This window comes from Bradyrhizobium sp. CCBAU 051011 (genome assembly GCF_009930815.1).
Taxonomy (GTDB): Bacteria; Pseudomonadota; Alphaproteobacteria; order Rhizobiales; family Xanthobacteraceae; genus Bradyrhizobium.
The window spans coordinates 1,239,715-1,264,304 of sequence record NZ_CP022222.1 but is presented as its reverse complement, the minus strand read 5'-3'; the positions used below and the strand labels follow the sequence as shown (position 1 = coordinate 1,264,304).

The 24,590-nt window shown below is 63.0% G+C and carries 26 protein-coding genes; 17 read left to right on the top strand and 9 right to left on the bottom strand.

Annotation, left to right across the window (positions count from 1 at the left end; translation table 11 throughout):
* The first annotated feature begins 12 nt into the window (after positions 1-12).
* From ACH79_RS06110 to ACH79_RS06065, 10 genes are all read left to right on the top strand, one after another.
* The gene (locus tag ACH79_RS06110) at positions 13-1,668 is read left to right on the top strand and encodes a nitrite/sulfite reductase (RefSeq protein WP_161850206.1); all 1,656 of its coding nucleotides are present in this window, start codon (positions 13-15) and stop codon (positions 1,666-1,668) included.
* Positions 1,655-2,170 carry a DUF934 domain-containing protein gene (locus ACH79_RS06105; protein WP_161850205.1) on the top strand — a complete coding sequence of 172 codons (516 nt, stop codon included), beginning with the start codon at positions 1,655-1,657 and terminating at the stop codon, positions 2,168-2,170. The genes ACH79_RS06110 and ACH79_RS06105 overlap by 14 nt, the downstream gene beginning before the upstream one ends.
* A 5-nt stretch (positions 2,171-2,175) precedes the next feature.
* Positions 2,176-2,898, top strand: a complete 723-nt coding sequence (locus tag ACH79_RS06100; protein ID WP_246738641.1) for a phosphoadenylyl-sulfate reductase — start codon at positions 2,176-2,178, stop codon at positions 2,896-2,898.
* Between the two features lie 138 nt (positions 2,899-3,036).
* Positions 3,037-4,026 carry a sulfate ABC transporter substrate-binding protein gene (locus tag ACH79_RS06095; protein WP_161850203.1) on the top strand — a complete coding sequence of 330 codons (990 nt, stop codon included), beginning with the start codon at positions 3,037-3,039 and terminating at the stop codon, positions 4,024-4,026.
* 90 nt (positions 4,027-4,116) lie between these two features.
* Positions 4,117-4,902, top strand: coding sequence for a sulfate ABC transporter permease subunit CysT (gene cysT / locus ACH79_RS06090; RefSeq protein WP_246738640.1), 786 nt, complete (start codon positions 4,117-4,119; stop codon positions 4,900-4,902).
* Between the two features lie 10 nt (positions 4,903-4,912).
* Complete coding sequence (cysW, locus tag ACH79_RS06085) at positions 4,913-5,890, top strand: sulfate ABC transporter permease subunit CysW (RefSeq protein ID WP_161850202.1); 978 nt, start codon at positions 4,913-4,915, stop codon at positions 5,888-5,890.
* The gene (locus tag ACH79_RS06080; RefSeq protein WP_161850201.1) at positions 5,880-6,929 is read left to right on the top strand and encodes a sulfate/molybdate ABC transporter ATP-binding protein; all 1,050 of its coding nucleotides are present in this window, start codon (positions 5,880-5,882) and stop codon (positions 6,927-6,929) included. Before cysW ends, ACH79_RS06080 begins: the two co-directional genes overlap by 11 nt.
* A gap of 157 nt (positions 6,930-7,086) precedes the next feature.
* A complete protein-coding gene (locus ACH79_RS06075) occupies positions 7,087-7,623 on the top strand; it encodes a CAP domain-containing protein (protein ID WP_161850200.1) in 537 nt (178 codons plus the stop codon).
* Positions 7,624-7,727: 104 nt separating this feature from the next.
* A complete protein-coding gene (locus ACH79_RS06070; RefSeq protein WP_161850199.1) occupies positions 7,728-8,903 on the top strand; it encodes a DUF3734 domain-containing protein in 1,176 nt (391 codons plus the stop codon).
* A 5-nt stretch (positions 8,904-8,908) separates the two neighbouring features.
* Complete coding sequence (locus ACH79_RS06065; protein ID WP_161850198.1) at positions 8,909-9,697, top strand: 3-hydroxybutyrate dehydrogenase; 789 nt, start codon at positions 8,909-8,911, stop codon at positions 9,695-9,697.
* 173 nt (positions 9,698-9,870) lie between these two features.
* On the opposite strand, the gene ACH79_RS06060 is transcribed toward ACH79_RS06065, so the two are convergent.
* The gene (locus ACH79_RS06060; protein WP_202639178.1) at positions 9,871-11,232 is read right to left on the bottom strand and encodes a flippase; all 1,362 of its coding nucleotides are present in this window, start codon (positions 11,230-11,232) and stop codon (positions 9,871-9,873) included.
* A gap of 271 nt (positions 11,233-11,503) precedes the next feature.
* On the opposite strand from ACH79_RS06060, the gene ACH79_RS06055 reads away from it, so the two are divergent.
* The gene (locus ACH79_RS06055) at positions 11,504-11,758 is read left to right on the top strand and encodes a hypothetical protein (RefSeq protein ID WP_161850196.1); all 255 of its coding nucleotides are present in this window, start codon (positions 11,504-11,506) and stop codon (positions 11,756-11,758) included.
* Positions 11,759-11,863: 105 nt separating this feature from the next.
* Positions 11,864-12,118 (top strand): hypothetical protein, encoded by a 255-nt coding sequence (locus ACH79_RS06050; RefSeq protein ID WP_161850195.1) that lies wholly within the window; start codon positions 11,864-11,866, stop codon positions 12,116-12,118.
* A gap of 179 nt (positions 12,119-12,297) precedes the next feature.
* Here the strand turns inward: ACH79_RS06050 and ACH79_RS06045 are convergent, their stop codons facing one another.
* Positions 12,298-13,134, bottom strand: coding sequence for a protein-disulfide reductase DsbD domain-containing protein (locus ACH79_RS06045; RefSeq protein WP_161850194.1), 837 nt, complete (start codon positions 13,132-13,134; stop codon positions 12,298-12,300).
* Between the two features lie 137 nt (positions 13,135-13,271).
* On the opposite strand from ACH79_RS06045, the gene ACH79_RS06040 reads away from it, so the two are divergent.
* Positions 13,272-13,922: a YqgE/AlgH family protein gene (locus ACH79_RS06040; protein WP_161850193.1), complete on the top strand. Its 651-nt coding sequence runs from the start codon at positions 13,272-13,274 to the stop codon at positions 13,920-13,922.
* A gap of 109 nt (positions 13,923-14,031) precedes the next feature.
* On the opposite strand, the gene ACH79_RS06035 is transcribed toward ACH79_RS06040, so the two are convergent.
* Both ACH79_RS06035 and ACH79_RS06030 read right to left on the bottom strand, forming a co-directional pair.
* Positions 14,032-14,919 carry a TauD/TfdA family dioxygenase gene (locus tag ACH79_RS06035; protein ID WP_161850192.1) on the bottom strand — a complete coding sequence of 296 codons (888 nt, stop codon included), beginning with the start codon at positions 14,917-14,919 and terminating at the stop codon, positions 14,032-14,034.
* Between the two features lie 99 nt (positions 14,920-15,018).
* Positions 15,019-15,798 (bottom strand): SDR family NAD(P)-dependent oxidoreductase, encoded by a 780-nt coding sequence (locus ACH79_RS06030; protein WP_161850191.1) that lies wholly within the window; start codon positions 15,796-15,798, stop codon positions 15,019-15,021.
* Between the two features lie 227 nt (positions 15,799-16,025).
* On the opposite strand from ACH79_RS06030, the gene ACH79_RS06025 reads away from it, so the two are divergent.
* Entirely contained in the window at positions 16,026-16,760 is a 735-nt protein-coding gene (locus ACH79_RS06025; RefSeq protein WP_161850190.1) for an SDR family NAD(P)-dependent oxidoreductase, read from the top strand.
* An 89-nt stretch (positions 16,761-16,849) separates the two neighbouring features.
* Positions 16,850-17,224, top strand: a complete 375-nt coding sequence (locus tag ACH79_RS06020) for a CsbD family protein (protein ID WP_161850189.1) — start codon at positions 16,850-16,852, stop codon at positions 17,222-17,224.
* A 150-nt stretch (positions 17,225-17,374) separates the two neighbouring features.
* On the opposite strand, the gene ACH79_RS06015 is transcribed toward ACH79_RS06020, so the two are convergent.
* Together ACH79_RS06015 and ACH79_RS06010 are read right to left on the bottom strand one after the other, a co-directional pair.
* Positions 17,375-19,096 carry a DUF459 domain-containing protein gene (locus ACH79_RS06015; RefSeq protein WP_161850188.1) on the bottom strand — a complete coding sequence of 574 codons (1,722 nt, stop codon included), beginning with the start codon at positions 19,094-19,096 and terminating at the stop codon, positions 17,375-17,377.
* Positions 19,097-19,254: 158 nt separating this feature from the next.
* On the bottom strand, positions 19,255-20,637 hold the full coding sequence (locus ACH79_RS06010) for a lytic murein transglycosylase (protein WP_246738444.1): 1,383 nt from the start codon (positions 20,635-20,637) through the stop codon (positions 19,255-19,257).
* A gap of 242 nt (positions 20,638-20,879) precedes the next feature.
* Between ACH79_RS06010 and galU the strand changes: the two genes are divergently transcribed.
* Entirely contained in the window at positions 20,880-21,758 is an 879-nt protein-coding gene (galU, locus tag ACH79_RS06005; protein WP_161850186.1) for a UTP--glucose-1-phosphate uridylyltransferase GalU, read from the top strand.
* A gap of 160 nt (positions 21,759-21,918) precedes the next feature.
* Here galU and ACH79_RS06000 read toward each other — a convergent pair whose 3' ends face one another.
* A complete protein-coding gene (locus ACH79_RS06000; RefSeq protein ID WP_161850185.1) occupies positions 21,919-23,442 on the bottom strand; it encodes a diguanylate cyclase in 1,524 nt (507 codons plus the stop codon).
* Between the two features lie 132 nt (positions 23,443-23,574).
* Between ACH79_RS06000 and ACH79_RS05995 the strand changes: the two genes are divergently transcribed.
* Positions 23,575-23,862, top strand: coding sequence for a hypothetical protein (locus ACH79_RS05995; RefSeq protein ID WP_161850184.1), 288 nt, complete (start codon positions 23,575-23,577; stop codon positions 23,860-23,862).
* Positions 23,863-23,933: 71 nt separating this feature from the next.
* Here ACH79_RS05995 and ACH79_RS05990 read toward each other — a convergent pair whose 3' ends face one another.
* Together ACH79_RS05990 and ACH79_RS05985 are read right to left on the bottom strand one after the other, a co-directional pair.
* Entirely contained in the window at positions 23,934-24,236 is a 303-nt protein-coding gene (locus ACH79_RS05990) for a HigA family addiction module antitoxin (protein ID WP_161850183.1), read from the bottom strand.
* A gap of 46 nt (positions 24,237-24,282) precedes the next feature.
* Positions 24,283-24,564 carry a type II toxin-antitoxin system RelE/ParE family toxin gene (locus tag ACH79_RS05985; RefSeq protein WP_161850182.1) on the bottom strand — a complete coding sequence of 94 codons (282 nt, stop codon included), beginning with the start codon at positions 24,562-24,564 and terminating at the stop codon, positions 24,283-24,285.
* Positions 24,565-24,590 lie beyond the last annotated feature (26 nt).

The window sequence follows — 24,590 nt, the reverse complement described above, 5'->3', positions numbered from 1 at the left end:
GGCTGATCCATCATGTATGCATATGACGAACTCGACCGCACGCTCATCAACGAGCGCGTTTCGGAATTCCGCGATCAGGTGAAGCGCCGCCTCTCCGGCGAGCTGACCGAGGACGAATTCAAGATCCTGCGGCTGCAGAATGGCGTGTACCTGCAATTGCACGCCTACATGTTCCGCGTCGCGATCCCCTATGGCACGCTGTCGTCGATGCAGTTGCGCCGGCTTGCGCATGTCGCCCGCCGCTATGATCGCGGTTACGGTCATTTCACCACGCGGCAGAACATCCAGTACAACTGGATCAAGCTTGCCGAGCTGCCCGATGCGCTGGCTGAGCTCGCCGAGGTCGGCATCCACGCGATGCAGACTTCCGGCAACAACATGCGCAATGTCACCTCGGACCAATGGGCCGGCGTCGCGCCCGGCGAGGTCGAGGACCCGCGCATCTGGTCGGAAATCCTGCGCCAGCACACTACGCTGCATCCGGAATTCTCGTTCCTGCCGCGCAAGTTCAAGATTGCGATCACCGCATCCGAGCACGACCGCGCTGCGATCAAGATCCACGACATCGGCTTGCGCCTGCACAAGAACGCCGACGGCGAAACCGGTTTTGAGGTGCTGGTCGGCGGCGGCCTCGGCCGCACGCCGTTCATCGCCAAGACCATCAAGCCGTTCGTCCATGGCCGCGACATCCTGAGTTATGTCGAGGCGATCCTGCGCGTCTACAACCAGTACGGCCGCCGCGACAACATCTACAAGGCCCGCATCAAGATCCTCGTCCACGAACTCGGCATCGAAAAATTCGCGCGTGAGGTCGAGGAGGAATGGAAGCTGATGGGCGATGTCGGGCTGACGCTCGACCATTCGGCAATCGAGGAGGTGCGCTCGCGCTTCTCCTATCCGGCCTATGAAAAGCTGCCGCACATGCCGGACGAGCTGAAGCAGGCCGCGGCTGACCCGCTGTTCGAGCGCTGGCGCAAGAACTCGGTGGCTCCGCACAAGGTGCAGGGTTATTCGATCGTGACGCTGTCGCTGAAGCCGGTGGGCGGCCCGCCCGGCGACGCCACCGCCGACCAGATGGACGCGGTCGCCGATCTCGCCGACAAATATTCATTCGGCGAAATCCGCGTCGGCCACGAGCAGAACCTGGCGCTGCCGCACGTCGCCAAGCGCGACCTGCCGCAGCTCTGGAGGGCGCTCGACCGGCTCGGGCTCGCCACGCCGAACGTCAATCTGGTCACCGACATCATCGCCTGCCCGGGGCTGGATTATTGCTCGCTCGCCAATGCGCGCTCGATCCCGATCGCGCAGGAATTGACCCGGCGTTTCGCCAACCACGATACCGCCGACATGATCGGCCGGCTGCACATCAACATCTCCGGCTGCATCAATGCCTGCGGCCATCACCATGTCGGCCATATCGGCATTCTCGGCGTCGAGAAGAACGGCGAGGAATTTTACCAGATCACCATCGGCGGCCGTGCCGACGAGAACGCGCAGATGGGCGTCCTGATCGGTCCGGCCGTTCCCTATGCGGAAGTTGCCGACGTGATCGAAGACATTGTCGAAGCCTATCTCGCGCTGCGCGACCGTCCCGAGGAGCTGTTCGTCGATACGGTGAAACGCCTGGGCGTCGAGCCATTCAAGGAGCGGGTCTATGCCACTCGTTAAGCAGGGAAGAATCACCACCGATCTGTTCGTCCATGTTGCCGACGGCGCCGAGTTGCCGGGCGACGGCGCGATCCTGATTTCAGCAGCGCGGTTTCTGGAGGATCCGGAAGCCATTCTGAAGCGCGCCGGCAAGACCGGCGTGATCTGGCCGAACAGTCGCGCCGTCGACGATCTCGTGCCCTATCTCGATCGCCTGGCCGCTGTCGCGCTGGTGTTCCCGACCTTCCGCGACGGCCGCGCCTATAGCCAGGCGCGCCTCTTGCGCGAACGCCACGGCTATGAAGGCGAGTTGCGCGCCACCGGCCAGATCCTGCGTGATCAGTTCGTATTCATGTCGCGCGCCGGCTTCGATGCGTTCGAGGTGAAGAAGGATGCCGACGCCGACGCTTTCGCCGAGACGATGAAGCGGTATTCGGTGTTCTATCAGCCGACCGGCGACGGTCGCGTCACCGCCCTCAATCGGCGGATGCAGTTGCGTCATTCGGAGAGTGCCGGCCAGTGACCACGATTTCACCGCACGCCGTCACCGCTGAAGCGACGATCCTTCGATCGGCGCAGACGCTCGACCATGCCCTGCGTGACGCTTCGCCGGCGCAGATCATTGAAGCCGCGCTGAAGGCCGTCGGCCGCGAGCAGCTTGCGCTGGTGTCGTCATTCGGCACGGAATCGGCGGCGCTGCTCAAGGTGATGGCGGACGTCGATCCCGCGATTCCCGTGATTTTCCTCGATACCGGATGGTTGTTCGAAGAGACGCTCGCCTATCGCGACACGCTGATCGCTGCGCTTGGCCTTCGCGATGTCCGCTCGATCAAGCCGCTGGAAGAAGCGATCTCGCGGCAGGATCCCGATCGCGAATTGTGGTTTACCGATCCCGACGCCTGCTGCCGCATCCGTAAGGTTGAGCCGCTGGCGCGGGCGCTCAAGCCGTTCTCGGCCTGGATCAACGGGCGCAAGCGTTTTCAGGGTGGCGCGCGCGCCGAGATTCCCGTCGTCGAGGAGGACGGCGCGCGGCTGAAGTTCAATCCGTTCGCCAACGTGTCGCGTGAAGAGATCGAGGCGATCTACAAGCTTGCCAAACTGCCGCCGCATCCGCTGGTCGCCTCGGGCTACCTCTCGGTCGGCTGCATGCCGTGCTCGAGCCGCGCCGCGGCGGACGAGGACGCGCGTGCTGGCCGCTGGCGCGGCAGAGCCAAGACGGAATGCGGCATCCACACGATGAAAACTTCGTAGAGTCCGGTCTTGATAGGACAATGAAGCTGCGGAACCAAAAACTATGAAACGCGGTTTCATTGACTAAGCGACCTTTCGTCGCGACTTATGCGCTCCCGCTTTGATGATATGTTTCATCGAGCCGAATGGAGATCGATGATGATCCGTCGCATTCTGCCCCTCGTTGCTGGATTGCTCTGGGCGAGTTCGGCTTTCGCTGCCGACGTTACCCTGCTCAACGTATCCTACGATCCGACGCGCGAGCTCTATGCCGATTTCAACAAGGCGTTCGTCGCGGCCTATCAAAAGGAAACCGGCAAGAGCGTCGAGATCAAGCAGTCGCATGGCGGTTCGGGCTCGCAGGCGCGATCGGTGATCGACGGCCTGCAGGCGGATGTCGTGACACTGGCGCTGGCCTATGACATCGACGCCATCGCCGCCAAGGGTCTGGTGGCGCCGGATTGGCAGAAGCGCCTGTCGCTCAATTCCGCGCCCTACACTTCGACGATCGTGTTCCTGGTCCGCAAGGGCAACCCCAAGGCCATCAAGGATTGGGACGATCTGATCAAGCCCGGCGTGCAGGTGATCACGCCGAACCCGAAGACTTCGGGCGGCGCGCGCTGGAATTACCTGGCCGCGTGGGGCTTTGCGGAAAAGAAATTCGGCTCCGCTGACAAGGCGAAGAAATTCGTCGGTGATCTCTTCAAGAACGTGCCGGTGCTCGACACCGGCGCGCGCGGCTCGACGGTGACCTTCGTCGAGCGCGGCGTCGGTGACGTGCTGCTGGCGTGGGAGAACGAGGCGTTCCTGGCGCAGCGCGAATTCGGCAAGGACAAGTTCGAGATCGTAGCGCCGCCTTTGTCGATTCTTGCTGAGCCGCCGGTGGCGATCGTCGACAAGGTTGCCGATAAGAAGGGCACCCGCGCCGTCGCAGAGGCCTATCTGAAGTATTGGTATACCAAGGAAGGTCAGGAAATTGCCGCACGCAATTCCTATCGTCCGCGCGATTCGGAAATTGCGAAGGAGTATGAAAAATCCTTCGCCAAGGTCGAACTTTTCACGATCGACGACGTTTTTGGTGGTTGGACCAAGGCGCAGAAAGATCACTTCGGCGAAGGCGGCATTTTCGACCAGATTTACAAGAACTGATCTGGCGAACGGGCGGCCGGAGCGGAAGCAGGGGGATTTGTGAGCACAGCGGTCGCACGGCGGAGTACCCTGCCGGGGTTTGGTCTTACCATGGGCCTGACCCTGACATGGCTCTCCGTCATTATATTGATTCCCCTCGCTGGCCTCTTTCTGAGGACGCTTGAGCTTTCTCCGGGGCAATTCTGGGAAATCCTCACCAGCCGCCGCACCTTGAATGCGCTGAAGATTTCGTTCGGCCTCTCCTTTGCCGCGGCCTGCGTCAATCTGGTGATGGGCACCATCATCGTCTGGGCGCTGGTGCGGTATCGCTTTCCAGGCCGGCGGATATTCGACGCCATCGTCGACATTCCCTTTGCGCTGCCGACGGCCGTCGCCGGCGTGGCACTGACGCAATTGTTCGCGCAGAAGGGCTGGTTGGGCGCGCCGCTGGCCGAACTCGGCATCAAGGTGGCGTTCACGCCGATCGGCATTTTCGTGGCGATGGTCTTCATCGGCATCCCCTTCGTGGTGCGGACGGTGCAGCCGGTCCTGATCGATCTCGACCCTGAAATCGAGGAGGCGGCCGCGAGCCTCGGCGCCAACCGATGGCACACGGTGTTCAGGGTGATCCTGCCAAGTCTCACGCCGGCGCTATTGACCGGCTTTGCGCTGGCGTTCGCTCGCGCGGTCGGCGAGTACGGCTCGGTGATCTTCATCGCCGGCAACCTGCCCAACGTGTCGGAGATCGCGCCGCTCTTGATCGTCATCCGGCTTTCCGAATTCCGTTATGCCGATGCAACGGCAATTGCCGTCGTCATGCTGCTGGCTGCGTTCGTGATCATCTTCGCCGTCAATCGCCTGCAACGCTGGGCGCAAACCCGCGTTCCCGCGTACTGAGGGCCTGGAGATGTCGACTCAAACGAGCTTTGTGACGCCAGCGGCCCGGTTGCAGGCCTATAGCTCCACGGCAGATCTCGCCATTTCTCCGCCGTCCGCGCGCGAGGCGAGCACCCGTGCCCGCTCGGCTGTCGCCTCCAACAAGGATCTGCGGAGCGAGCCCGGGCCGATCCGCTTCATCATCATTGCGCTGGCGATTTCCTTCCTGACGATCTTCGTCGTGCTGCCGCTGGTGGTGGTTTTCGCATCGGCCTTTTCCAAGGGCATCAGCGCCTATTTCACCGCGCTGGCCGAGCCGGAGGCGCTTTCGGCGATCAGGCTGACGCTGCTGGTGGCGGCGATCTCGGTCGGGCTCAATCTGGTGTTCGGGGTGATCGCGGCCTGGGCGATCGCCAAGTTCGAATTTCCTGGCAAGACCTTCCTGATCACGCTGATCGATCTGCCGTTCTCGGTCAGCCCTGTCATTTCGGGTCTGGTCTTCGTGCTGTTGTTCGGCGCGCAGGGCTATTGGGGCACGTGGTTGCAAGCGCACAATGTCCAGATCCTGTTCGCCGTGCCCGGCATTGCGCTGGCGACGATCTTTGTGACGTTCCCGTTCGTCGCCCGCTCGCTCATTCCCTTGATGCAGGAGCAGGGCACGCAAGAGGAAGAGGCGGCGATCTCGCTCGGTGCGTCAGGTCTGCAGACCTTCTTCCGCGTCACTCTGCCCAATATCAAATGGGGCCTGCTGTATGGCGTACTGCTGTGCAACGCGCGCGCCATGGGCGAGTTTGGCGCGGTGTCGGTGGTCTCGGGCCATATCCGCGGCGAGACCAACACCATGCCGCTGCTGGTCGAGATCCTCTATAATGAATATCAATTCGTGGCGTCGTTTGCGATTGCTTCGCTGCTGGCGATGCTGGCCCTGATCACGCTGGTCGTGAAGACCGTGCTCGAACAGCGCCTGGACGAAGGACAACCTCCAAGGGACGAGCCAAGTGACCATTGAAGTCAAAAATATCGTCAAGAAGTTCGGCTCGTTTGCCGCGCTCGACAATGTCGATCTGAAGGTCGGCAAGGGCGAATTGCTGGCGCTGCTCGGCCCGTCCGGTTCAGGCAAGACCACGCTGTTGCGCATCATCGCTGGCCTCGACTGGCCGGATGCCGGCGAGGTCACGATCGACGGCGAGGATGCGCTGGGTCATGGCGCCAGCGAGCGCCATGTCGGCTTCGTATTCCAGCACTACGCGCTGTTCCGCCACATGACGGTGTTCGAGAACGTCGCCTTCGGCCTGCGCGTGCAGCCGCGCGCCGTGCGCAAGGACGAGGCCACGATCCGCGCCCGCGTCAAGGAATTGCTCGACCTCGTGCAGCTCGACTGGCTGGCCAACCGCTATCCGAGCCAGCTCTCCGGCGGCCAGCGTCAGCGCATTGCGCTGGCACGCGCGCTCGCGATCGAGCCGCGCATCCTCTTGCTCGACGAGCCCTTCGGCGCGCTCGATGCCAAGGTGCGCAAAGAGCTGCGGCAATGGCTGCGCTCCCTGCACAATGAGATTCACGTCACCTCGATCTTCGTCACCCATGATCAGGAAGAAGCGCTCGAAGTCGCCAACCGCGTGGTCGTGATGGACAAGGGCCGCATCGAGCAGATCGGCTCACCCGGCGAGGTCTATGACAACCCGGCCACCGCCTTCGTCCACGGCTTCATCGGCGAATCCATCGTGCTGCCGGTGGAGGTGACAGGCGGTTTGGTACGGCTCGGCGACCGGCCGCTCAACATCGCCGCCGATGGCGCGGCCTCCGGCGCCTCAAAACTGTTCGTCCGCCGCCATGACATGCAGATCGGCCCGGCCGGAACCGGCTCGCTGGAGGGCGCGGTGCGCCATGTCCGCTCATTCGGCCCGATCCAGCGGGCGGAGGTGGCGTTGACGGGCGGCGAGGGCAAGACAGTCATCGAGATCGACGCCCCCCGCGACCGGGAACTCCAGGCCGGCGAAATCATCGGCCTGCAGCCCCGCCGCTACCGGATCTTTGCCGCGCAGGATTGACGACGACGAAGTCGTCATTCCGGGATGGTGCGTTAGCACCAGACCTCAGGGGCGCAATTGCGCCCCGGGGAATCTCGAGATTCCGGGTTCGATGCTCCGCATCGCCCGGAATGACAATCCAATTAAGCCCCCCGTTCACCATTCAGCCACGGTTGGTATGCAACAACGGCCGTCCAACCTTGGGGGATTTCTTTCCGTGAAACGGGCGACCACCGCCATTATCGGGCTTTTGCTGCTTGCCGGCTGCTCGGCCGACGTCAAAATCCCGGATCAGCCGGCCATGTATCTTGATATGGCCCAACCCGGCGCCACGCTCGATCCGGTCGCTGCGGCGGTCATGATTTCGCAATACCGCCAGAATAACGGCCTCGGCGCCGTGGTGGTCGATCCCGAGCTGACCAAGCTCGCCGAGCGGCAGTCGCAGGCGATGGCGGCCCGCAACAAGATGGACCACAATGTGAAGGGGCCGCTGGAGAAACGGCTCGGGGCCTCCGGCTATCCGGCGACGCTTGCGGTCGAAAATGTCTCGGCCGGCTACCACACCCTGGCGGAGGCCTTCTCCGGCTGGCGCGACTCTCCGCCGCACAAGGCGAATATGCTCAAGAACGGTGTCACAAAATTGGGCATCGCGGCGAGTTATGCTCCCAACACCAAATACAAGGTGTTCTGGACGCTGATTCTCGCGTCGACCTGAGGCGCGATAAAGCAGGCGTGATCCTTGCTTGGAACCCGCCTGATTGACGCCGTCGCGAACTGCCGCCACGGTGCCGCGTCTTTGGCAGCCATCTGACGGTCATTATGGATCATTCCGATACCGCGCCGGCGACCACGCCCGCCAAGGCGCAGCGGGTGCTGGTGTTGCAAGGCGGCGGGGCGCTCGGCTCCTATCAGGCCGGCGCTTTTCAGGCGCTGTGCCGTTCGGGCTTCGAGCCGGAATGGATTGCGGGCATTTCGATCGGCGCCATCAATGCCGCCATCATCGCCGGCAACGGGCCCGAGACCCGCGTCGACCGCCTCAAGGAATTCTGGGAGATGGTGTCATCCCCGGTGCCGTGGAATCCGATTTCGAATGGCGACCGCGCGCGCTCGCTGTTCAACGAAACCTCAGCCGCTTTGATTGCGACCTTCGGAGTGCCCGGCTTCTTCACGCCGCGCATTCCGCCGGCGCCGTTGTGGCCGCCAGGCAGCCGGCAGTCGCAGAGCTATTACGACACAGCGCCGCTGAAGAAGACGCTGGAGCGGCTGGTCGACTTCGACCGCATCAACGATCTGAAGACGCGGCTCAGCGTCGGCGCGGTCGGCGTGAGCTCGGGCAATCTCAAATATTTCGACAATTTCGAATTCAGGAAGCTCGGCAAGAAGATCGGCCCGGAGCACATCATGGCCTCCGGCGCGCTGCCGCCCGGATTCCCTTCCGTCGAGATCGAGGGCGAGCACTATTGGGACGGCGGCATTGCCTCCAACACGCCGCTCGATCACGTGCTGGGTGAGGAAAGCAATCGCGATCTCCTGATCTTCCAGGTCGACCTGTTCAGCGCGCGCGGCGACTTGCCGACATCGCTCCTGGAAGCCGCCGAGCGCGAAAAGGACATCCGCTATTCCAGCCGCACCCGCATGACCACCGACAAGAACAAGCAGGTGCACAACGCGCGCAAGGCGCTGCGCGAGCTGCTCGGAAAGCTACCCGATGATCTCAAGAACGATCCGGCGGTGGCAGTCCTCTGCAACGCGGCCAAGGAAAACACCGTCACCGTGGTGCACCTGATCTACAAGAGCAAGAACTACGAATCCTCGTCGAAGGATTACGACTTTTCGCACGTCGCCATGATCGAGCACTGGAATGCGGGCGTCCGCGACGTTCATCTGTCGATGCGTCACAAGGATGTGCTCGAGCGCCCGCAATCCGGCCAGACCATGATGGCATACGATATGACGGGGGATGTTCCCAGGCCCCCCGGAAGCAAGCAGGAGTGAATGCAATGGGTACATTAAAGGGCAAGACGGCTGTCGTGACCGGCTCGACCAGCGGCATCGGACTGGCTTACGCGCGCGCTTTCGCCGCCGCAGGCGCCAATGTCGTCCTCAACGGCATGGGCGTGCCGGCCGATATCGAGCGTGAGCGCTCCGGCATCGAGACCGATTTCAAGGTCCGCGCCGTGCATTCGCCCGCCGACATGACCAAACCGGCCGAAATCGCCGAAATGATCGCGCTCGGCGAGAAGACCTTCGGCTCGGTCGATATCCTCGTCAACAATGCCGGCATTCAGTTCGTGTCGCCGATCGAGGAGTTTCCGCCCGAGAAGTGGGAAGCCATCATCGCCATCAACCTGTCGTCGGCGTTTTACGGCATCCGCGCCGCGGTGCCCGGCATGAAGAAACGCGGCTGGGGCCGCATCATCAACACGGCGTCCGCCCATTCGCTGGTCGCCTCGCCCTTCAAGTCGGCCTATGTCTCGGCCAAGCACGGCATCGCCGGCCTCACCAAGACGGTGGCGCTGGAGCTTGCGACCTTCAAGATTACCTGCAATTGCATCAGCCCTGGTTATGTCTGGACGCCGCTGGTCGAGAAGCAGATTCCCGAAACCATGAAGGCGCGCAACATGACCAAGGAGCAGGTCATCAACGACGTGCTCCTCGACGCGCAGCCGACCAAGGAATTCGTGACCTCGGAACAGGTCGCAGCGCTGGCGCTGTTCCTGTGCAGCGACGATGCCGCCCAGATCACCGGCGCCAACCTGTCGATCGACGGCGGCTGGACCGCGGAGTAGTGTCAAGGCTTCCGTCATTGCCGGGCTTGACCCGGCAATCCATCAAACGAAAGTCTTTACGAAGAAGATGGATGCCCGGGTCCCGGCTACGCCAAGGCTTCGCCGTGGCTTTCCGTGTTGGCGCGCCGAAGCTTCAGCGGAGGCGGCAAGCCCGGGCATGACCAAGAAGTGGCTCAGCCGTGCTTCCCGAAAGCCAGCACGTGCAATCCGAGCCGCCGGCGCACGATCCAGAACAACAGCACCGTTTCGAACGCCAGCGAGATCGAGGTCGCGGCTGCCGCGCCGTGGCCGCCGAAGCGCGGTACCAGGGCGACGCAGAGCACGACGTTCATGACAAAGGCCAGCGCATAGGCCAGCGCGCAGATGTGCTGATGGCCGAGCATGTTGAGCAACCGCTCGACCGGGCCGATGGCGGCGCGCACCAAAAGTCCAATCGCGGCAATGAACATGATGTCGTAGCCGACCACGAATTGCGGGCCGAACAGCCACAACAGCGGCTTACCGAATGCCAATAGCGCGATGGTCGCGGCCAGCGACGGCCAGAACGTCCACTGGATGGCGTGCGCCACATAGGCCGCCAGGCGCGCCTTATCGCCTTGCGCGTGATATTCGGCAAAGCGATGCGCCGTCGTTGCCGCCATCGCATAATGAATGAAGGAGACCAGCGCCAGCGTCTTCACCACGGCGAAGTAGATGCCGACTTCTTCCGAGGAGCGGAATTGCTGCAGCACCAGCACGTCGGTGTAGGACAGCAGCAGGTAAAAACTTTCGACCATCAGGATGGGCAGCGAGACGGCGAGCCAGCCGCGGAAATCATAGGCCCTGGCGCCAGGCTCGACATGGTTGCCGAGCTTGCGGTTCAGCACGATCATCTGGCCGATCATCGCAATCCATACCGCCGCGGCGCTCGCACACATCGCGGCGGTGGCGCCGAGATTGAAGCCGAGCACGACGGCGCCGGCGGTCAAGCCGATAATCAGCGATTGCCGCACGATGAATTGCGGCATCAGGCCGAGCTGCATCCAGTCGTGCGAACGGGCGATGCCGTCCTGGGTGTTGGCGACGACGAAGGCCGGCAGCGTCAGGCAGCCGACATAAAGCGGAACGATCGCGTTGGCGTCGATCCACGGCGACAATCCCTTCACCACGCCCGCCAGCAGCAGCGAGACGATCGAGGAAACGATGAACGTCATCCAGCGGCTGCCGGAGAGAAAGCCGCGCAGCAGGGCATGCTCGCCGCGGGTACGATATTCCGGAATGATCTTCTGGGCCGACGCCGAAATGCCGAAATCCATCATGCTGCCGAGCAGCAGCACCCAGGTCCAGACATAGACATAGACGCCGTAATCCGAGCCGCCCATCCAGCGCGCCAGCAGGATCTGCGAGAGATAGGCGAGTGCGGCGCTGAGCACGCGGATGATGAAGATCGTGCCGGCTAGCCGCTTCGTGACGGAGGCCTCATGCGTGCCGCCGAGCAGCGCGCGCAGGCGCGCGATCAGGCCGGCTGGCGGAGCGGTTGCGGATTGCGTATCCATCACGGCCACAAGGGTGCATCCCCGAAACGCGCCGCGAGGCGGCGGCGATGACCGGATGTATCAACCATTCGTTAAGATTCGGTTGGGTGGGGGCCGTAAGGACCGATACCGAACGCGGCTTTGCGCAACTGCAATTCGGCGTCCACCTGATCAGGCCCTGGAATTGCTGCCGTTTGATTGCCGACACCGCAAATGATGAAGCGATTAGGAACAAAACTGCCGGGCCGTCGCTTAATGCCGCGGAGCCATCGCCCGCCGTTCACAACGGCGCATGTCGCGGATAGCCAAAGGTCTTCGGATCCGCCGTTATTCATACAAGGCGCTCGCGCGGATAGCCAAAGGCGATGGCTGCCATCCGACCGCCCGCAAGATGGATGACCCAAGCGATCTGGTTCTGGCCTTGTTGGGATTGGCGGTGGCTGCCGTCATGCTGGTGGCCGGCGCGCTGTATCTCATCATGACGCCCGATCCCATACCGGCCCGCACGGCGCCGCCGGCCGTGCAGGCAGTATCGGCGGTTTCGTAACTTCGATAGAGCGTCGGTGCCTCTTGGTCCCCTGGGCTGGCGGGAACTTTTCTGATTTTCCGTAATTTTGAGCTTTGGCTGCATTGTGCGGCCGGGGAGGAAAGAATGAAACTGCTTATCACCGGTGTAACGGTTGCCGCGGCGCTGGCCATCAGCCCGGCTTCTGCGAAGACGATGGCTTGCACGAGCGAGAACATGGCCAAGCTCGTCACGTCCAGCAACGCTATGCCTGACACGCCTGGTAAGGCGGCGATGATGAAGGAGATGGGCGCGGCAAATGCCGCTATGGCGAAGGGCGATATGCGAGGTGCTTGCAAAAGCTATATGCGCGCCCAGCAGATAAGCGGGCAGAAAGGCTAGGGTGTTTATCACACAAAGGAGAGCCGGCGTGGCCGGTTCTCCTCGGATCGAAAGCACCCGCTGAACTGGCTTGGAAAAGCCTGCTGGCCCTCGGCGAGCAATGGTATCTTGCGCGCCGCTGATGGCACGGACGGCAGCGGAGGATGTGGCGAAGGCTGCGCCCGTATTGCCGTCGGACGTCAATTCAGATTCACGTTGAACTCGTAGGCCCGGTCGCCACCGACCAGCGTCAGCTTCAGCGCGGCGCCGTCCGGGCTGGCGCCGGGCGGCAGGCCGTCGAGTTCGAAGGCAAAGCGCTTGACGCCGGGCGGGCTGTTGCCGACGAGCTTTGGAACCGGCAGTGCCCAGTCGGGCGTCGGACCCTCGACGAACAGGCTGACCTCCTTGGCCTCGGGGGCGGTCACATCGACCAGCACGTTGTTCTTTCCCTCGCGCTTGACGTCGCGGATGGTCAGCGGAATGGGGTCACCGATATTGGCCGGCTTCGGCACCGTATTGAGCGCATCGGACAGGTTGCCGTCCTCGGTGCTTGCGACGCTGGAAAATGCGAGCTCGGCATTGGCATCGACGGGAATGCAGATCTTGTCGCAGACCGCGTAGCTGATGTGGGCCCGCAGCGTCACCGGCTTGTCGGCATTCTTGGCAACGATCCGCAACGGCAGCACGACCTGCTGCTTGTATCCCAGTGCGGTGCCGCCTGCGCCGTCGTCAAATTTCATCGGCGCCGGCCACAGCACGGTCACGGCTTCGACATTGTCGGATTTGGAGAAGTCGAAGCGCGGCGGCACACCGGAATCGCCGGGTGTTCGCCAATAGGTTTTCCATCCCGGCTGCAGCTGGATGGCGACGCCGCCGAGCAGCACCGTGCCGCTGCGCGAACCCGCCAGCAACCGCACCGCGGAATGCGCGTCGCGTTGCCATGGCGAAGCATCCTCGGCGCGAACCTCCGACGTCGCACACGCGACATATAACGCGGCGACGCCGAGTGCGGCGCGCAAGGGAACTATGACGCTCATGGCACGTCTTTACAGGCAAGTTTCGAGGCAAACCATTGAATTGCGTGTGATCGGTTGCCCGATGGTGTCGGAAGCTTGATTGACAGAAACCGTACCCGATATCAGGATATGAGCCAGCAAGAGAAAGGCCTTTGCGGATGAGCCCTGAAGGCAAGACACCGAAGCCTGTCCGCCGCAAATCTGCCGACTTTGGCGATCATTCGCCCGGCGACGGTTACCTGGACGGCCGGCTGCTGATTGCCATGCCGGTCATGGGCGATCCGCGCTTCGAGCGCTCCGTCATCTACATGTGTGCGCATTCCTCGGAAGGGGCGATGGGCATCATCGTCAACCGTCCGGCCGGCAGCATCGACTTTCCCGGCCTCCTGGTGCAGCTCGACATCATCGAAAGAGCCGACCAGATCAAGCTGCCGGAAAACGCCGAGACCATGCAGGTGCTGAAAGGCGGGCCGGTCGATACCGGACGCGGCTTCGTGCTGCATTCGAGCGATTTCTTCATCAAGGACGCGACGCTGAACATCGACGACGGCATCTGCCTGACCGCGACGGTGGACATTCTCAAGGCAATCGCCAAGGGCACCGGGCCGAAGCACGCCATCCTGGCGCTGGGCTATGCCGGCTGGGCGCCGGGCCAGCTCGAGAACGAGATCCAGCACAATGGCTGGCTGCATTGCGACGCCGATCCGGATCTGATCTTCGGCGACGATGTCGAAGAAAAATACCAGCGCGCGCTGCGCAAGATCGGCATCGACCCCGGCATGCTGTCGAACGAAGCCGGGCACGCCTGATTTCGTCATTGCCGGCTTGACCCGGCAATCCATCCAAAAAGATGCTTTTGCGGAGGTGATGGATGCGCGGGTCAAGCCCGCGCATGACAGTCTGCGCGCGTCGATAGACCTACTCCGCCGCCTGCTGCTGCACCGTCGGTTCGGTGCCGGCAACGGTCGCCCGGCGCATGTCGCGCGGCTGCGACTGGTCGTAGCGGCGCACGCGGTGCATGGTCTGGCGGTTGTCCCACATCACGAGGTCATGCACGGTCCATTTGTGGACGTAGACGAATTCCGGCTGCGTGGCGTGCTCGGTCAGGTCGCGCAGCAAAAGCCGCGCCTCCGGCATGCTCATGCCCAGAATCGCGCCCGCATGCGATGACAGATACAGCGACTTGCGGCGGTGCACCGGGTGCGTCCGCACCAGCCGCTGCAGCACCGGCTTGAACATCTCTTTCTCTTCGTCGCTATAATCCAGGAAGCCGAGCGAGCCGCGCGAATACATCAGCGAGTGCTCGCAGATCAGGTCCTCGATCTCGGCCTTGGTCTCGTCGTCGAGCGCGTCATAGGCCGCGCGCATGTCGGCGAATTCGGTATTGCCGCCCTTGGGGTTCACCACCCGCGCCGACAAAAGCGAAAACTTCGCCGGGATCGGGCGGAACGAGCTGTCGGAATGCCACAGGCAGTTTCCGAGATTGAACAGATGGGTGCGGCTGTCGCGCGGCAGCGGCTTGCCGTCCTTGCCGAGATTGGAAACGTCGTTCAGCCCCGTGGTCAGCCGGTAGTCTTCCTTCTTGGTGATGGTGCCGCCGCGCGCTTTCTCGCGCTCGCCGAAATTCAGCGCAAAGGCCAGTTGCTGTTCGTCCGTGATGTCCTGGTTGCGGAACAGCAGTACGGCATATTTGTCCATGCCGGCTTCGATGTCGGCCGCCTCCTGCGGCGTCAGGGGGTTGCGTAGATCAACGCCCGAAACCTCGCCGAAAAAATGCGGATGAAGCTGCCGGATCGTGACCGTCATGGCGTTTTCTCCAGGATCAGGCGGGCGGTTTGTCCCGCTCTGTTTGTGAGAAAAGTTACTCGCCGACGTGTCCAAGTCAACGCTGCGGGTGCATGCCCGCTACGCATTCCGCGCCATCAACCCGCCGTCGACCGGGATCACCGCGCCGGTCAGGAACGAGGCGGCCGGCAGGCACAGGCTGAGCGTCATGTGTGCCACTTCCTCAGGATCGCCGTAGCGGCCCAGCGCGGTGCGGCGCTTGGCGTAGATCGTCTTGTGCTCTTCGGAAATCCGCTCGGTGATCGCGGTGCGGATCGGACCCGGGCAGATGCAGTTGACGGTGATGCCCTCGCGGCCGAGCTCGACGGCGAGCGAGCGGGTGAGGCTGGTGACGCCGCCTTTCGCGGCGGAGTAGGGGCTGTGCAGTGCGGTGGCGCCGAGTGCCTCGGTCGATGCGATATTGACGATGCGCGGACATTTCGACCGGCGCAGATGCGGCAGCGCGGCCCGGATGATCCGCGGATGCGCGGTCAGCATCACGGCCAGCGCCCTGTCCCAGGCTGCTTCATAACCGTCGTCGTCGATCGCCACGCGAACGGAGATGCCGGCATTGTTGATGACGATATCGAGCGAGCCGAAATGGGCGGCAACGTCGTTGACCACCTTGGCGATATCGCCGGGATTGGCGACATCCAGTGCCCACGCTTTCGCCGCACCGCCCTTTGCCGCGATCTCGCCGGCGACGGCCTGCGTCGACTCGGCATTGATATCGGTGACGGCGACATTGGCGCCTTCGGCCGCGAACACCAGCGCGGTGGCGCGGCCCATGCCGCTGGCGGCGCCGGTGACGAGAACGGTCAATCCTTTGACCGAGCGGCTGAGCTGTTTGAAATCTGACATGATGCGATCCGGACAGAGATGCAAGGCGCGTTGCAGGATTGACAAGGCTGGCACCGATCCGCAGACAGGTCAAACCAAGCCGAGCGAGCTGAGAACGTGACCACTATTGGCGGTCTGCAGATCCGTCGGCGCCTCAAGCAAAACGGGCGGTATTGCGACCAGACTCCTATGGTCGAATTCCTCGACGAAGGTTCGAAATAGAACACACAACAAGAAGGATCGCAGGGATGAACGAACTCGATTTCAGTGGCAAGCAGGTGCTCGTGATCGGCGGCTCCAGCGGTATCGGTAACGGCATCGCGCAGGCGTTCCGAGCCAAGGGCGCGCGCGTCGCCGTCTGCGGCACGCGTCAAAGCGCCACCGACTATTCGCCCGACGAAGGCTCGCATCTCGAAGGGCTCGATTATTTTCGGCTCGATGTCAGTGATGCGCAGGCCGTTGAATCCTTCCAACCGTCCTTTGCGCAACTCGATGTACTCGTTCTCGCGCAAGGCGCGGTGATCTACCGGCGCGGCGAATTCGAGATGGACGGTTTTCGCAAGGTGCTGGAGGTCAATTTGATGAGCCTGATGGCATGTGCGACCAAATTTCAGACGATGCTGAGCGCGAGCAAAGGCTCGCTCATCATCGTTAGCTCCACCGCTGCCTATCACTCCACCATGGGAAATCCGGCCTATAACGCCTCGAAGACCGGTGCGGTGGGGCTGACGCGCACGCTCGGCGAGGCATGGGCCGAGAACGGCATCCGCGTCAACGGCATCGCGCCGGGACTGGTCGACACCAAGATGACCAAGGCGACGACATCAAATCCGAAGCGCCTCGAAGGCGCGCTGGAGCGGATCCCGCTGAAGCGGCTCGGCACGCCGGCCGACATGGCCGGCGCCGCGCTGTTCCTGGCCTCGCCGCTTGCGTCCTACATCATCGGCCAGACCATCGTGGTCGATGGCGGGCTGATCTTGTGAGCCCGGTGCGGTGACCAAGGGCGTTTCGAACGGGCAGGAACCCGACCGGGTCTCGCTGGTTACATCCTCTGAAAACAGGAGTAACCGCGATGGACAAGGATCGGATTGCCGGCTCGGCCAAGGATTTTGCGGGTAAGGTTGAAAGCACGGTCGGCGACATGGCCGGCGACGCCAAGACGCAGGCCGAAGGCCGCGCACGGGAGGCGGCCGGTACAGTGCAAAATCTGTACGGTCAGGCCAAGGATGCCGCCCGCGACGCTACTGATGCTGCCGTCAATTATGCCAAGGATGCTTATGAAAACAGCGGCGACACCGTTCGCAGCGGTCAGAAGGCAGTGGCGAAAACCGTGCAGGAAAATCCACTCGGCGCGCTCTTGGTCGCAGGCGGGATTGGATTTGCGCTGGCGCTGTTGATGACGCGCCCGCCACGCCGTCCGCCGTCACGCTGGCGCTACTACGGCTGAGCGCTCGTTTAGCCAACCGTTCGTCATTGCCCGGTACGCAGTTCGCGCATCCTCTAAGGATGCGCGTTGGCGCAGGCCCGGAAATCCCCACTCACGATGTGAATATGTTTGCTGGGCGAGTCGCTGTGCGACGCCCCGGCATGACGTAGATTATCGCGTGAAATTGCCAGGTGGGACTTCGGCCGATCGTCCGACACTACCCGGCGGGCGCGGCGCACCGGGGGGAGCAAACGGTCCACGCGGCGGCGCGGCTGTGGGGGGCGGCTCGGGCTGGCGCGGTGCGGCGCCGAAGCCGCCGAAGAAATCGCGCAGCGACGGCCCGTTGTTTTGCGCCGGCCGAATCTGCATCGGTGGCGGGGGCGGCGGTCTCCTCTGCTGCAGCGTTTGCTGCGGCGGCGGAAGCAAGAGCTGCTTCTGTCCGGGCACTGCCGCCACGGTTCCGCCCGGCGAGGCGGCCGCTACCGGCGTATCGCCTTTGGCCTGCTCGCGGCCGATTTCCCGGCGGGGCCAGGCGTAATCGTCCGCACGGCCGGCCGGCGCGGCCAACGCTTCACCCTTCACCAGCGTGCGCGCCGCGAGCGCATCGACCGCCGCCGGACGCGAGCCGGGGCCACCCAGCAACTGATCGGTGCCGACGGAGGAGGCGACGAGCGGCATAACCGGTCCGGCCAACGGACGCGGCGCGGGCTGGCCGGGCGCGACACTGGCCTCCGGCGTTGTCGGCTCGATCGGCACCGCGATCGGTCCGGAGCGCGCGGCAAGCAGGCGCGTCACCTCGCGCTCGACATAGTGCGCGAGTTTGCGTGCGCCGGGCCTGGTGAAGAAGACGCCGTCGGCTGTACGGAGCTGGCGGATCTGGCCTTCGAAGTCGGGACCCTTTTGCAGGAAGCGGCCCGCTTCATCGACAAAGCCGTCCCAGATATCGACATAGGTGATGCCGGCCTTGCCGGCGCCGTCGCGATAGAGCGCATCGAGGAACAGCATGTCGGCCGTTCCCTTTGGTCCGCGGATCGCAGGCAGGCCGACCCACAGCACCGGCACACCCTTGGACTTCAGCACGCCGATCAGTTCTTCGATTTTCTTGGCGTAGAGTTCGACCCAGCGCTCGTCGCGAAACTCGTAGACCCCGCCGCCCGAGCGCGCGCTCTTCTCGGGGCCTGTTTGCGGCGTGTCGTTGTCGGCGTCATCCGGCGACAATTCGGCGTCGACCGGCTTTTCTTCGCGTTTTGCGGTGTCGGTCGAGCCTTCCGGCTTCGGCTTCGCGTCCGCCGGCTTGGCGTCCGGCTTGCCGCGCGCGTCCTTCTTCTCTTCCTTCTTGTCGGTCTTCTTCTCAGGAACCGCCTCGCGGATCGCCACGCGGTCATTGAGGCCGAGCATGACGACGATGGCGTCGGGCTTTTCGGTCGCGAGGATGGCCTTCGCGGCGGCGGCCCAATCGGCGGGCTCTCCGCGCGGCTGATACTTGATCAGGCCGGAGACGGTCTTGTGCTTGCGGATCACGCCCATGTCGGGCTGTTCGGAATAGGCGTCTTCCAGGCCATAGCCGAGCCAGTCCGCCATGGCGTCGCCCAGCACCAGCACGTTACGTTCAGGCACCGTGTCGCGCTTGGCGGGTGCGGGCGCGCGGGAGAAATCCTGGCGCGGCGCCTGGGGCTGCTGCTGCTGTTGAAATGGCGCAAAGAAATCGCCGCCGAACCAGCCGCCGCCACGCTGCGGCGCTTGTCGCTGCGGCGGCCCGCCAAAGCCGCCGAAATTGAAAAACTGCGCGGAAGCCGGTCCCACGATCCCGACCAGCATCGCGATCACAACCGCCAGCACGGCCAGAGGACCGGTATCGGTGAACACGCGCAAGAAGGACTTTGGCTTTCGCATCCGGCTCGGTCGCAAAATGGATCGTGAAGGGTCAAATATAGTAGCGGAATCGGGCCGCAAGCGGGCAGATTTTCCTCATAAACCGGGGTTCCGGCCCAATCGTCAAGGCTCTCGCAAATCGTGGCTTTCAGGGTTACTTTCGACCCCTGAATGCGGGTTTAACGGCTCCGAAGGCGCTCCAGCACGTCGGAAGAGGCAAATCCGTCCGCCGGTGCCCCAATAGAAGCCTGGAAGCTGCGCAGCGCCTCCCGCGTCTGGCCGCCGAACTGGCCGTCCGGCGTGCCCTTGTAGAAGCCGCGCTGGGCCAACAATTGCTGCAGTTCCAGCCGCTCCGCCCGCGACAGCACCCGTTCCTGCCGCGGCCAGGGCTGCACGAACGGCGGTCCGCCGCGCAGGCGGTCGGCGAAATGGCCGATCGCGAGCGCATAGGCCTCTGCCGGGTTGTATTTCATGATCACCCGGAAATTCTGCAGCATCAGGAAACCCGGCCCCTGCGTGCCGGCAGGTGCCAGCAGATAGGCCTTTTCGGCTGAATCGGGGAACGGCTTGCCGTCGGCCCGGACCAGGCCCTGCTGCTGCCACTGCGCAATCGACGTCGCCTTGGATTTGTCGGCGAGCATGAAGTTGAAACCTTGCGGCAGCACCACCTCATAGCCCCAGCTCCGGCCGGTCTGCCAGCCGTCCTTCTTGAGGTTGTTGGCGGTCGACGCAATCAAATCGGCGGCGTTGTCGACGACGTCGCGGCGGCCGTCGCCGTCGGCGTCGACGGCATAGCGCTTGAATGCTGTCGGCATGAACTGCGTCGGCCCGAATGCGCCGGCCCAGGAGCCGCGCATCTGTTCGGGACGCAGATCGCCGCGGTTGAGGATCTCGAGCGCGGTCAAGAATTCGTCCTTGAAATAGGCCTGGCGACGGCCGATGCAGGCGAGCGTTGCCGTCGAATTCACCACGTTGCGGTCGCCCATCTGCGTCGAGTAGTTGGATTCGATGCCCCAGATCGATGCGATCGCGTAGCGGTCGACGCCGTAGGCTTTCTCCACCGCATCGAATTGCGGCTTGTACTTCGCGAGGATCTCGCGGCCCTTGGCGAGGCGGTTGTCGTTCACGAGGATATCGAGATAGTCCCAGATCGCCTTGGTGAATTCGGGCTGCGAATCCATCAGGTCCATGATGCGCAGATCGGGCTCGAGGCCTGCGGTGAAGCGCTGGAAATTTTCCTGGCTGATGTTGCGCCGTGCGGCATCAGGCCACATCGAGGCGACGCAGTTTGGAAAGTTCGCAGCCGCCTCGCGGATCGCGCTCGCGGTCATCAGGGGATGACCGGATGCACCGTCCTCGCCGCTCCAGGGCGGCGGAGCGCCGTTCGGGCCGGGCGCGGCCTGCGGCGCGGGGCTGGCCTTCGGGCCCGGGAAGATGTTGCCCAAAAAGTTCGAAATCCCGTCGCCGCCGGGTGATTGGGCGTAGGACGGGCTGACGAAAGCTGGCTGGTGGGAACACAACAGCGTGGCCGCGATTAGGATCGCGCCGGCTCGATTGCTCATCGGTCGTTCAGCTAAGCCCATGCAATGTCCGTCCGTCGTTTCTCACCCCGGTTCTAAAGGCCCTGCCACGGTTTCCAATAGCTTAACAATGGGCATTTTGTTGTCGCGCCGCCCGCGCGCAAGGGGAGGCGAATGGCCACCATACATCCGCCTTTGTTCAGGGGTGCAAACCGGCTATCAACGTGCAATCAAAGGACTTTCCTTATTGCCAAATTTCTCACTATCAAGGCTCCCGATATCCCATGAAAATCCGTAAAGCCGTTTTCCCGGTCGCCGGTCTCGGCACCCGCGTCCTTCCCGCCACCAAGGCGATGCCGAAGGAAATGCTGACCATCGTCGACAAGCCGCTGATCCAGTATGTCGTCGACGAGGCCAAGGAGGCCGGCATCGAGCATTTCGTCTTCGTCACCGGGCGCAACAAGGGCGTGATTGAGGATCATTTCGACCGGATGTTCGAGCTCGACACCACGCTCGCCGCCCGTGGCAAAAAGGCCGAACAGGATATTTTGGCGCGCGACCAGCCCGAAGCCGGCGCCATGAGCTTCACCCGCCAGCAGGCGCCGCTCGGTCTCGGCCACGCAGTCTGGTGCGCGCGCGACATCGTCGGCGATGAGCCGTTCGCGGTGGTGCTGCCGGACGAACTGGTGCTGAACAGCCCGGGTTGCCTGAAGCAGATGATCGAGGCAGCAAGCAAGCTCGGGGCTAAGTCCAATCTGCTCGCGGTGGAAGCGGTGCCCGACGATCTCACCCACCAATACGGCATCTGCGGTGTCGGCAAGCGTCTCGCCAAGAACATGTTCGAGGTCGACGGCATGGTGGAGAAGCCGCCGAAAGGCACCGCGCCGTCAAACCTTTCGATCACCGGGCGCTACATCCTGCAGCCGGAAATCTTCAAGATTCTCGAGACGCAGGAGCGCGGCGCGGGCAATGAGATCCAGCTCACCGATGCGATGAAGACTCTCGCCAAGACGCAACAATTCTACGGTGTGGAATTCGAGGGCGAGCGGCACGATTGCGGCTCCAAGTCAGGCTTCCTCCGCGCCAACATCGCCTACGGCATGGCGCGCGCCGATCTGCGTGACGGCCTGCGCGCCGAGATGAAGAAGTATCTGGAGAAGTGAGGGGGGAGCTGCGGCGGCCTATCGCATTATTGCGATGAGCGATAGCGGCGACTTGTCCGCCCTCGCTCGAAGAGCGAAGGCGGAAGTAATCCATCGTTCCGCATACGCCGAAGCATGGATTGCTTCTTCGCTCGCAATGACGACCACGTGGTGATGCGCCTTAAGCCACCAGCGCGAGCTGCGGGATCGCGGCGACCACTGACTGATTGCGGCCGTTGGCCTTGGCGGCGTAGAGCGCCTTGTCGGCCGCTTCGATCAGATTGGTCCAGTCGATCGCCGCCGTGGGCGTCACGCTCGCCACCCCGATACTGACCGTCGTGACGGGATCTTCCGACCATTGCACGACTTTCGCGCGGATGGTCTCGGCCACAGTGAACGCTTCGATCACCGAAAGGCCCGGCAAGAGTACCGCGAATTCCTCGCCGCCGTAGCGCGCCGGACAATCGCCGGCCCGCCGCACCGAGTCTGAAATACAGATCGCAATGCCGACCAGCACCTGATCGCCGGCCTGATGGCCGAACGTATCGTTGTAGGCCTTGAAATGGTCGGCATCGATCATCAGCACCGCGACCGGGGTCTGGTTGCGCGACGCCCGCCGCCATTCCGCGTCGATCTCGATATCGAACTTGCGCCGGTTCTTCAGTCCCGTAAGCGCGTCTGTGGTGGCCAGCTCTTCCAGCTTGTCCTCGGCTTCGGCGCGGCGGCCGATCTCGCGCGCGAGAAACAGCGCGGTGCCGACCACGAACAGGATCAGCACCAGCATGATCGCGCCGATCCGGATCACTTCCCGGTGCCAAAGGTTGAGGATGGTCGAGAGCGGCTTTCCGACCACGACAAAGAACAGACTAGTGCTGCCGCTTCGAACGTAGAGCCGCGGCGTCGGATCGACCGGTCCGACGCCGGCATAGGCCGCGCCTTGCTTCAGATTGTCCGCGCGCCAGCTCGGCCGCTCGGCCAGATTCTTCCCGATGACTTCAATGTCGAACGGTGTCCGCATGATGATGGTTCGGTCGCGGCGCAGCACGGTGATCGTATCGCCGGGATTGAGAGTCAGCCGGCCGAACAGTTCATGGAAATAGCTGAACCGGATCGAGCCCACCACGACGCCCATGAAGCCGCCGTCGGAATCGTTGATGCGCCGGCTGAGCACGACCGAATAGGCGCTGCGACGCAGCATCGGGCGGCTCATGTAAAGGCCGATATCGGGATTGGCGCGATGAACCTGGAAATAGTCCTCGTCGCTGCGATTCTCCGGCGCCGGATCGAGGCTTGCCGCATCGTGTGTCAGGTTGCCTTGCGCGTCGAACGCCTGGATCACGCCGAAATGTTTGGCGGTGGCGGCATGATCGAACAGGATCAGGTGCTGGATCTCCTTGGTGACGCCGTTGATCTCCGGCATCACGAGGTTGCTGGCGACGGCGCGCAGCGACAGGTCGTAAAGTTCGATATTCCGGCTGATGTCGGCATCGATGCCGGCGGCGAGATTTTCCAGGGTCTGGCGTGCGAGTTCTTCCTCACCGCGGCGCATGTCGAGCATGACGCTGGTGCAGATCGCGGAGAAGCCGATCACGGTCGCGATCGATGAGGCGATCAGGAGCTTGGTCGACAGCCGCCAGCGTCGGCGGCCGGAGACTTTTCCGAACCAGCCCTTTCCGGCCACGTCGCTTTGCCGTCCGAATAGCATCGTCTGTTCCTGGCCATCCGGTATGCGCTTGATAAATTGTTGCGGCCTTAAGCGGCGAGCGCGATATGATAGAGAGTTAACGGTTGGTTGCCCGCGCCGACGGTTTTATGCAAATCGCCATTGAGGACACGCGTGAACGTTTACGACCCGTTACGGGACTATCTGAAGGCGCAGACGCTTTCCGAATTCGTGCTGAGCTTCGAACAGATCGAGGAGATCATCGACGCGGCGCTGCCGCGCGCCGCCCAGCGCGCGTCATGGTGGGAAACCCTGCGCAGCCCGCAGGAGAAGATGCCGCAGCGCGAAGCCTGCCTGGAAGCCGGCTACATCGCGACCCGGCAGGCGGACGCGAAAAGCGTGAAGTTCAAGAAGATGCCCCGCGACAGACGAGCACAGGGCAAGAGCGGAGGTCCGGAGTGACGGTGCGCTAGACGCGCCGAGGGTGCGGGATTTCGATCTCCGATCCGTGGGACCCTCGCGGCGTTGCTGCTTCAAGCAGCATCAGCGATCAGCGGCTTGATCTTTTCCAGTTGCTTGCCGAGTTCGCGCTCAGCCGTCTGCACGTCATAGGCGTTCTGCAGGTTAAGCCAAAGCAGGGCTGACGTATTGAGCGCCTTGGACAGCCTGAGCGCTGTATCCGCCGTGATGTTGGTGGTCTCGCTCGCAATGCGCTCGATCCTGGTGCGGGGGACGCCGCATGCCTTTGCCAGCGCGCCTGGCGAGAGTCCGAGCGGCTTCAAGAACTCTTCCCGGAGAACTTCTCCGGGGTGCATCGGTGCCAGTCTCTTTGCCATGTGCGACTTCTCCAAGTGGGCCTGCCCTACCGGCAGTCTCTGTTGGCTAGTGGTAGTCCGTAAATTCGACGTCTTTCGGTCCGTCCTTGGTCCAGACGAAGCAGATGCGGAACTGATCGTTCACGCGAATTGAGTGTTGTCCGTCCCTGTCACCCTTCAAGGCTTCCAGCCGATTGCCTGGAGGGGAGCGAAGGTCTTGCAGGGATATCGCCGCGTTCAGATACTGAAGTTTGCGGCGGGCGACTTTGAGCAGATCGGCCGGGAAGCCCTTTGTTGCTTCGCCTTCGAAGGCTGAACGGGCCAAGTCGTCCTTGAAGCTCTTGATCACAGTCCATACGTATCACGTACTGATAC

Bases quoted from the DNA above. Each gene is read 5' to 3' on its own strand.
- ACH79_RS06110 (WP_161850206.1), top strand. From the start codon at position 13: ATGTATGCATATGACGAACTCGACCGCACGCTCATCAACGAGCGCGTT.
- ACH79_RS06105 (WP_161850205.1), top strand. From the start codon at position 1,655: ATGCCACTCGTTAAGCAGGGAAGAATCACCACCGATCTGTTCGTCCAT.
- ACH79_RS06095 (WP_161850203.1), top strand. From the start codon at position 3,037: ATGATCCGTCGCATTCTGCCCCTCGTTGCTGGATTGCTCTGGGCGAGT.
- cysT (WP_246738640.1), top strand. From the start codon at position 4,117: ATGGGCCTGACCCTGACATGGCTCTCCGTCATTATATTGATTCCCCTC.
- cysW (WP_161850202.1), top strand. From the start codon at position 4,913: ATGTCGACTCAAACGAGCTTTGTGACGCCAGCGGCCCGGTTGCAGGCC.
- ACH79_RS06075 (WP_161850200.1), top strand. From the start codon at position 7,087: ATGCAACAACGGCCGTCCAACCTTGGGGGATTTCTTTCCGTGAAACGG.
- ACH79_RS06070 (WP_161850199.1), top strand. From the start codon at position 7,728: ATGGATCATTCCGATACCGCGCCGGCGACCACGCCCGCCAAGGCGCAG.
- ACH79_RS06065 (WP_161850198.1), top strand. From the start codon at position 8,909: ATGGGTACATTAAAGGGCAAGACGGCTGTCGTGACCGGCTCGACCAGC.
- ACH79_RS06060 (WP_202639178.1), bottom strand. From the start codon at position 11,232: ATGGATACGCAATCCGCAACCGCTCCGCCAGCCGGCCTGATCGCGCGC.
- ACH79_RS06055 (WP_161850196.1), top strand. From the start codon at position 11,504: ATGTCGCGGATAGCCAAAGGTCTTCGGATCCGCCGTTATTCATACAAG.
- ACH79_RS06050 (WP_161850195.1), top strand. From the start codon at position 11,864: ATGAAACTGCTTATCACCGGTGTAACGGTTGCCGCGGCGCTGGCCATC.
- ACH79_RS06045 (WP_161850194.1), bottom strand. From the start codon at position 13,134: ATGAGCGTCATAGTTCCCTTGCGCGCCGCACTCGGCGTCGCCGCGTTA.
- ACH79_RS06040 (WP_161850193.1), top strand. From the start codon at position 13,272: ATGAGCCCTGAAGGCAAGACACCGAAGCCTGTCCGCCGCAAATCTGCC.
- ACH79_RS06035 (WP_161850192.1), bottom strand. From the start codon at position 14,919: ATGACGGTCACGATCCGGCAGCTTCATCCGCATTTTTTCGGCGAGGTT.
- ACH79_RS06030 (WP_161850191.1), bottom strand. From the start codon at position 15,798: ATGTCAGATTTCAAACAGCTCAGCCGCTCGGTCAAAGGATTGACCGTT.
- ACH79_RS06025 (WP_161850190.1), top strand. From the start codon at position 16,026: ATGAACGAACTCGATTTCAGTGGCAAGCAGGTGCTCGTGATCGGCGGC.
- ACH79_RS06020 (WP_161850189.1), top strand. From the start codon at position 16,850: ATGGACAAGGATCGGATTGCCGGCTCGGCCAAGGATTTTGCGGGTAAG.
- ACH79_RS06015 (WP_161850188.1), bottom strand. From the start codon at position 19,096: ATGCGAAAGCCAAAGTCCTTCTTGCGCGTGTTCACCGATACCGGTCCT.
- ACH79_RS06010 (WP_246738444.1), bottom strand. From the start codon at position 20,637: ATGAGCAATCGAGCCGGCGCGATCCTAATCGCGGCCACGCTGTTGTGT.
- galU (WP_161850186.1), top strand. From the start codon at position 20,880: ATGAAAATCCGTAAAGCCGTTTTCCCGGTCGCCGGTCTCGGCACCCGC.
- ACH79_RS06000 (WP_161850185.1), bottom strand. From the start codon at position 23,442: ATGCTATTCGGACGGCAAAGCGACGTGGCCGGAAAGGGCTGGTTCGGA.
- ACH79_RS05990 (WP_161850183.1), bottom strand. From the start codon at position 24,236: ATGGCAAAGAGACTGGCACCGATGCACCCCGGAGAAGTTCTCCGGGAA.